Source organism: Desulfobacterales bacterium, assembly GCA_029211065.1.
In the GTDB taxonomy this organism is placed as follows: domain Bacteria; phylum Desulfobacterota; class Desulfobacteria; order Desulfobacterales; family JARGFK01; genus JARGFK01.
In genome coordinates, this window is the sequence record JARGFK010000058.1 from 22,820 (window position 1) to 29,663 (window position 6,844).

Annotated in this window: 7 protein-coding genes; 4 read left to right on the forward strand and 3 right to left on the reverse strand. The window is 52.1% G+C overall.

Annotated elements, in window-relative coordinates:
• The first annotated feature begins 1 nt into the window (after position 1).
• Positions 2-1,216 (forward strand): NADP-dependent isocitrate dehydrogenase, encoded by a 1,215-nt coding sequence (locus P1P89_13565; GenBank protein ID MDF1592538.1) that lies wholly within the window; start codon positions 2-4, stop codon positions 1,214-1,216.
• A gap of 11 nt (positions 1,217-1,227) precedes the next feature.
• Here the strand turns inward: P1P89_13565 and P1P89_13570 are convergent, their stop codons facing one another.
• From P1P89_13570 to P1P89_13580, 3 genes are all read right to left on the reverse strand, one after another.
• Positions 1,228-2,208 (reverse strand): alpha/beta fold hydrolase, encoded by a 981-nt coding sequence (locus tag P1P89_13570; GenBank protein ID MDF1592539.1) that lies wholly within the window; start codon positions 2,206-2,208, stop codon positions 1,228-1,230.
• Positions 2,209-2,248: 40 nt separating this feature from the next.
• Positions 2,249-3,454 (reverse strand): hypothetical protein, encoded by a 1,206-nt coding sequence (locus tag P1P89_13575; protein ID MDF1592540.1) that lies wholly within the window; start codon positions 3,452-3,454, stop codon positions 2,249-2,251.
• Between the two features lie 152 nt (positions 3,455-3,606).
• Entirely contained in the window at positions 3,607-4,188 is a 582-nt protein-coding gene (locus tag P1P89_13580) for an HD domain-containing protein (GenBank protein MDF1592541.1), read from the reverse strand.
• Positions 4,189-4,337: 149 nt separating this feature from the next.
• On the opposite strand from P1P89_13580, the gene P1P89_13585 reads away from it, so the two are divergent.
• The 3 genes from P1P89_13585 (at position 4,338) to P1P89_13595 (ending at position 6,708) form a co-directional block, all read left to right on the forward strand.
• Positions 4,338-5,066 (forward strand): EI24 domain-containing protein, encoded by a 729-nt coding sequence (locus P1P89_13585; GenBank protein ID MDF1592542.1) that lies wholly within the window; start codon positions 4,338-4,340, stop codon positions 5,064-5,066.
• A gap of 126 nt (positions 5,067-5,192) precedes the next feature.
• Entirely contained in the window at positions 5,193-5,930 is a 738-nt protein-coding gene (locus P1P89_13590; protein ID MDF1592543.1) for a hypothetical protein, read from the forward strand.
• Positions 5,914-6,708 carry a TPM domain-containing protein gene (locus tag P1P89_13595; GenBank protein ID MDF1592544.1) on the forward strand — a complete coding sequence of 265 codons (795 nt, stop codon included), beginning with the start codon at positions 5,914-5,916 and terminating at the stop codon, positions 6,706-6,708. Before P1P89_13590 ends, P1P89_13595 begins: the two co-directional genes overlap by 17 nt.
• The last annotated feature ends 136 nt before the right edge of the window (positions 6,709-6,844 follow it).

Below are 6,844 nucleotides of genomic sequence, written 5' to 3' on the forward strand. Positions count from 1 at the left end.
CATGAAAAAAATAAAAGTTAAAAACCCGGTGGTGGAGCTCGACGGCGATGAAATGGCGCGGGTGATGTGGGGCTGGATCAAGGAACTGCTGATATTGCCTTATCTTGATATTAATCTGAAATACTTCGATTATCATGTCCAGAACCGCGATGCCACCGAAAACCGTATTCTGGTTGAAGCGGCCGATGCCATCAAGAAATACCGGGTGGGGGCCAAATGTGCCGCGATCAATCCCGATCAGGCCCGTGTAAAGGAGTTCGGCCTTAAAAAAGCCTGGAAGTCCCCCAACAGCGGCACCCGCAACCAGATCGGCGGGACGCTTTTCCGGCAGCCCATCATTTTCAAAAACATCCCCCGGGTGGTGCCGGGCTGGAAAAACCCCATTATTGTGGCGCGGCACGCCTTTGGCGACCTCTTCGGCGGGGCTGATATGACCCTGCCCCGCGGGGGCAAGGTGTTTTTAAAATATGTGCCCCGGGACGGCGGGGAACCCAATGAGATTGAAGTCTGCGACATCGAGGGTCCGGGTGCCGCCCTGGGAATTTTCAACACCGAAGACTCTGTGCGGGGGTTTGCGCGCTCCTGCATGAATTTTGGTCTTGAAAGGGGTTATCCGGTCTACCTGGGAACCAAAAACACGGAGCTGGAACACTACGACGGCCTGTTTAAAAACACATTTCAGGCGGTCTACGAAAATGAATTTCAGAAACAGTTTGAAAAGAAGGGAATCTTCTACGAACATCGCATGGTGGATGAGCTGGCGGCTTTTGCGATCAAATCCTCAGGGGGGTTTGTCTGGGCCTGCAAGAATTACGACGGCGACATTCAGTCGGACATGGTGGCGGCGGGATTCGGGTCCCTGGGTTTGATGTCTTCCATGCTGCTGACGCCGGACGGCCGGACGGTTCTTACCGAAGCGGCCCATGGAACCGTTACCCGCCATTTTCGTGAGCACCAGGCCGGGCGCGAAACCTACACCAATCCGGTGGCCCTGCTTTTTGCCTGGACGCGCGCCATTTATTATCGGGGTTTGTATGACGATACGCCGGAGGTGCAACATTTTGCAGAAACCCTGGAGGGGGCCTGTGCCGCAACAATCGAAGCCGGACACATGACCCGGGACCTGGCGACGCTGGCCGGCGGTTCAGCCTGGCTGACAACCCGCCAGTTCCTTACCAAGGTAAAGGACGCGTTGGACCAGGGTCTGTCTGCGTAAAACGGGCAATTTTAATCTACCACATCCAGCAAGTAGCGTTCATACCAGGTGCGTCCGCGCCAGTTGGTGATGAATCCGTTGTGACCGCCGTAAAGATGAATCATCAGACGAAGGTGTTTGTGGGCGGACAAATGATAAAAATCTTCAACCGGAATGATGGGGTCGTCTTTTGACGTGATGATGGTGGTGGGGATCGATATGGCTTCCAGGTCGCGGCCGCAAAGGGTGTAGCCGGCAAAGTATGCTGCGGCATTTGGATACGGCGAATAGCGGCGCAACAGTTTCTCGGTCATCTGCCGAATATTGGACAGCGCCAGGATCTCGGTGAAGTCATAGCGCTCCGGGAACAGCTGCTGTTTCATCTCCAGGGAGCGCTGCCACTTTTTCAGGAAATAGCGCCGGATAATGCGGTGGTTGTCAATTGCGTCGGTGGCCTTGGATGGATCCAGGACAGGGCTGATGGCAATGACATGCTTAAGGTCGATATCCCTTGGCGGTGTGAGGGACCATTTGCGCGCGATGCGCAGTGCAAAATTGCCGCCCAGGGAAAAGCCGCACAAAAATACAGGGATGCCGGGGGTTATGCGGGCGGCAGTCATTACGGCCTGATAGACCTCATCCAGCAAGGTGGCGTAAAACAGGCCCTTGTTGAGAGAATGCGAATTTCCGTGATCGCGAAAATTCAACCGGAAAATGCTGAAACCGTGATGAAAAAGATGTTGTGCCGTGGCTGTCACATAAGAAGAATCGATACTGCCTTCCCATCCATGCAATAATATCATCAGCCCCCGGGCGGGTGCTGCCGCCGACAGGGACAGGGCGCCGCTGAGCCTTACGCCCCCTTCGGTGTCGATGATGAGGGGCCTGGCGGAAGAAATCATGGGGCCGGCGCGCCGGCGACCGGGCCGATTGCTTCCCAGAAAGCTCTGCAACATGGCGCTGCGCAGATAAAACGGGGGGATGAAGCCTGCAAGGGTGTGATCGGTACTCATGGGTTAAGTCGAGTATATGAACCTGCTTTCAATCCCGCTTTCAGGGGGACTGGTTTTTTTTCAGCACGATGAATTTTTTGCGAAGGATTTTTTTCAATGCCTGCACCACCATAATGGATTTCATCTCCTCGCTTGTCATCTGGGCCACATACCGGTCGTTGTCGAGGATGTCGACAACCCATTCCTTGGAGAGTTGATCATCGTTGACATATTGCGCTTTCAGGGCATTAAAAAATGTTTTGGTTTGGCTTCTTAGCTCCTGATCGGAAACTTTTTCAATCTTCGCGAAAAGCTGTTCCAACTCAACCGGTCCCGGCAAAAACGGATGTTCGATGATTTCCTTAAACGTTTTTGCGTAGCGGTCAAGGCCGCTGTAAATGTGACGGTTGTTGACCACATTCAATTTTGCCCACCCTGCGCGGATCCATTTGAAAATCCCGCAGCGAACCAGCGGCTTGCCGGGCTCAACTTCATCATAGACGGTAACGGCAAATGAATCATACATATAGGAGCTTACCCAGCCCAAACCGGCCTTGTTCAATCCTTTCCGATCGGAATACAGATAATTCCAGGCATCATCGGATCCCAGCACCAGACCCTTGCGGCCGACATCGGAGGTGCCGGTCTGTTTTGAAATCGAAACAAAGATATTGCGTCCCTGATATTTAAAAAGAATCAGTGTGCGGTGGAGATCATATTGATAATAGGCGCCGCTGAAAATATCCGGTGTGTTTTCAATGTGCTCGATTCCTTTTACAATCGCGGCCTGCTTCAGATCCGGCAGCAGCCGCCACATACGCGGCAGGGGTTCCTGGCGGCCATTTATTTCGGTCCAGTAAGACAGCCGGACGGATGAAGGCATCAACAGAAAAGAGGGGATGTCCGGGTTGTGGGACAGCTTCAGAACTTGAACGAGGTCCGCAAAAATATCAAATTCGTAATAGGCCGAATCGGCTTCGAACAACGTGTCGGTATAATGAAGCCCGGAACGGTTTTTGGGCTTTTGGACAAAGGATAGAACCTCGGCAATTCGATCGGGTTCAAAAGAATTCCGGCTGCCGGGGCCAACCAGATCTATCAGGTAGTTTAGGCCGGGTGAAAGGCTGTCCGGGAGTTTGGTTTCCTGAAGGTCATTCGTGGCGTAAGCGGGAGCAATCAGCCATGAGCCGTTAATGATCAGCAGCAGGATGAGGACCTGCCGGACGATACGCAAATAATTTTTCGGTCGCAATATATGGATTTTCATTAAACCTATCTTAAAAAATTCCAAGACTATCTTTAAGCGAATGTTCCTGGCAAAGTTGAGTGACATTGTCAATTCAATAAAATATAGAACGTGCTTTAGCCGTAAAGTGACTATATAACACAAACACACATAAATAGCACGCGCCGGTTTGTTTATGGACACGTTCCCTTTAAACCGATCTCCTCGGCGACATCCCGCATCCCCATGATGGTGTCGGTGATCAGATCGGTCAGCTCCATGCCGAGCATCTGGGCGCCGCGCTCAATGATGGTTCGGTCCACGCCGGCGGCAAAGCGCTTGTCTTTCCACTTCTTCTTTACGGACTTGGCGGCCATGTCCAGAACGCTTTTAGACGGTCGCACCAGTGCCGAAGTCGCCACCAGTCCGGTGAGCTCGTCGATGGCATATAACACCTTTTCAAGTTCGGATTGGGGTTCGACGTCCGAACAGATTCCCCAGCCATGGCTGATGGCTGCCCGGATATAGTCATCCGGCCAGTTGTTTTCCCTGAGGATTGCCTCGGTTTTTTGACAGTGCGCTTCGGGGAACTGTTCATAATCGAGATCGTGGATCAGCCCGATAATGCCCCATTTTTCTTCGTCCGCTCCGCGTTTGCGGGCACAATATCGCATCACACCCTCCACCGCCAGTGCATGCCGGACCAGGCTTTCACTTTTATTGTACTGCCGGAGCAGATCCCATGCCTGCTGCCGGGTGGGCGGATTTTCGTTCATTGTTTGACCTCCTGTCGGGTTTCTTATTTCATGCAAGATTCAGGGTCTATAATTCATAAATTAGTTGGATTGTAAAGGCCGATTGAATAAAAACATGACAAGGTATAGAAAAAAGGCTAATAACAGGGTAAACAAGGCTGGTGCTGCTGATGGGCATATTAAACGGAATAAAATTTAACCTGAAGGGCCTCTGGATGGGGCTTAAAACGCCGAAACTGCTGGTCCTGGGCCTGGTGCGGTTTGTGGCGGTGGTCATTCTGACCGGTTTGGGCGTCGGGCTGCTGCTTTTTTATCATCAGGAAATCATGAACCTCTTATGGGCGAAGCCTGAAAGCCTATGGATTCTGTGGCTTTGGCATTTGCTGTCATGGATTTTTACGGGAGTGCTGGTGGCGCTGGCGGCCATCATTTCCTATCTTGTTTCCCAAATCCTGTTCAACGCAATTATAATGGACTATATGTCCCGCATTACCGAACAAATGATCAGCGGCCGGGCAAAAGAGCCTGCCGGCGTACCCATTTGGCAGCAGTTCCTTTTTTTGATCTGGCAGGAAATCCCAAGAGCCGTCCTGCCGGTTTTGTTGTCGCTGGTCCTGATGGCACTGGGCTGGCTGACGCCGCTGGGACCGGTTTTTACCATCATCGGCCCGGCGGTTGCCGTTATTTTTATCGCCTGGGATAACACGGATATTATCCCTGCCCGGCGGCGGGAGCCGTTTAAAAAACGGTTTGTCTGTCTGCTGAAAACCATACCCTTTCACCTGGGGTTCGGCCTGCTGTTTCTGGTGCCGGTGCTCAACCTTGTCTTGCTGTCCTTTGCACCGGTGGGGGCAACCCTTTATACCCTGCAGCTGCATCAAAAATATGATAAGGAATAGAAAAAAGAATGGGATAAGATTAATGGGATAATGCCGGACTTGTTTCCGGGATGAACTTCCGGCGACATCTCAGGCAAATCAAGCGTTTTGTTCCGGCTAAGCGGGCAAACAGCCGGGGAGGATTATATGCATGACGATCATTTAGATGATAAGACAATGAAGTCGTTCAAATTGTTTCTTGAGGAAGTCCTGGCCGAATATCGGCATCCGCTGCACTCCGTTTATATCACCGGCAGTCTTCTCACAGCGGATTTTGACCCCAAGCTTTCGGACATTAATTCTGTTTTTGTTTTAAACCGGATGGACCTGCAATTTCTTTCCGTCTTGGCCCCCCTGGGCAAGAAGTACGGCAAAAAGGGAATTGCAGCGCCGCTGATCATGACGCCGGATTACATCAAAAGGTCGCTGGATGTATTTCCGATTGAATTCTTAAACCTGAAACAGCTTCATCATAAAGTTTTGGGTGAGGATATCTTTCAGGATATCAAAATCGAGCGAACCGATCTCCGGTATCAGTGCGAGCGCGAACTCAAGGTAAAACTGATGGGCCTCAGGCAGGCCTATATCCGGTCGGCCGGAGACCGCAAGGTGCTCTCGGAAAACATTATTTCATCCATCCCCGCATACATCCCTTTATGCAGGGCTGTTATTTTCCTCTTGGGCAAAGCGCCTCCCGGCAGCAACGAAGAGGTCCTCGCGGCGCTGCAGGAAATGACCAAAATCGATATCGGGGCGTTTCAGAGAGTATTGCGACATAAAAAAGAAAGAAGCCGTTTGTCCCTGGAAGAGCTGGATGCGCTTTTCAGAGACTACTACCATGCGACCGAGAAGCTGGGGGAGATTATTGATGCGGCTGTTGCATAAACCGATCATTTTAATCGCCCTGGGATGGCTATTGCTGGCAGCGGCATCTCCGGCAGAGGGCGTAACGGTTCCGGAAAGACCGGCGCGATATGTCGTGGACCTAGCCGGGATTATCGATGCGGAAACGGAAACGAAATTAAATGGATATATGCAGGAGTTGGAACAGAAAACAACCGCACAGTTTGTCATTCTGACCATCGAGAGCCTTGAAGGCGAGTCGATTGAAGATGCGGCCTTAAAGGTGGCCCATGAGAAGTGGAAGCTCGGCCGGAAAGGAAAGGACAACGGTCTTTTGTTGCTGGTGGCCGTTAAAGACCGCAAGTACCGGATAGAGGTCGGTTACGGCCTCGAAGGTGTCCTGCCGGACAGTTTTGTCGGCAGTGTCGGCCGGGATCATCTCGTTCCGTATTTTCGAAAAGGGGACTACTCAAAGGGGATTTTTGCGGCAGCGCTGGCATTGACCTGGAAAATTGCCGGAGCAGACGGTGTTGCCATCACCGGACTGCCCATCACCGGTCTGCCGAAGTCGGAGGGAGCCGGGAAGCCGGACAAATCCGACAGCATCTTTAATACCGTTTTTGCGCTGCTGATTTTTATCGTCTTACTGATTGCTTTTATAAGGAACCCGAAGGCCTTTTTATTATTTTTCCTGTTTTCTTCAATGGGCGGGCGCAGCCGGCATTGGGGCGGCGGCGGCGGGTTCGGTGGCGGTTTCGGCAGTTTCGGGGGAGGGGGCGGCGGCGGCTTTGGCGGCGGCGGAGCCTCCGGCGGATGGTAGGCGGCGGGTTGCGCGGGCCGTCTTTATTCTAACACGAAAAACCTGGTCCTCCCCCGCCGAAGAGGGTGTGTCGCAATTAAAGAAAACAGAGTTCAAAGATTTTTTGTCATTCCGGGCTCGACCCGGAATCCAGAAT

Bases quoted from the DNA above. Each gene is read 5' to 3' on its own strand.
- P1P89_13565 (MDF1592538.1), top strand. From the start codon at position 2: ATGAAAAAAATAAAAGTTAAAAACCCGGTGGTGGAGCTCGACGGCGAT.
- P1P89_13570 (MDF1592539.1), bottom strand. From the start codon at position 2,208: ATGAGTACCGATCACACCCTTGCAGGCTTCATCCCCCCGTTTTATCTG.
- P1P89_13575 (MDF1592540.1), bottom strand. From the start codon at position 3,454: ATGAAAATCCATATATTGCGACCGAAAAATTATTTGCGTATCGTCCGG.
- P1P89_13580 (MDF1592541.1), bottom strand. From the start codon at position 4,188: ATGAACGAAAATCCGCCCACCCGGCAGCAGGCATGGGATCTGCTCCGG.
- P1P89_13585 (MDF1592542.1), top strand. From the start codon at position 4,338: ATGGGCATATTAAACGGAATAAAATTTAACCTGAAGGGCCTCTGGATG.
- P1P89_13590 (MDF1592543.1), top strand. From the start codon at position 5,193: ATGCATGACGATCATTTAGATGATAAGACAATGAAGTCGTTCAAATTG.
- P1P89_13595 (MDF1592544.1), top strand. From the start codon at position 5,914: ATGCGGCTGTTGCATAAACCGATCATTTTAATCGCCCTGGGATGGCTA.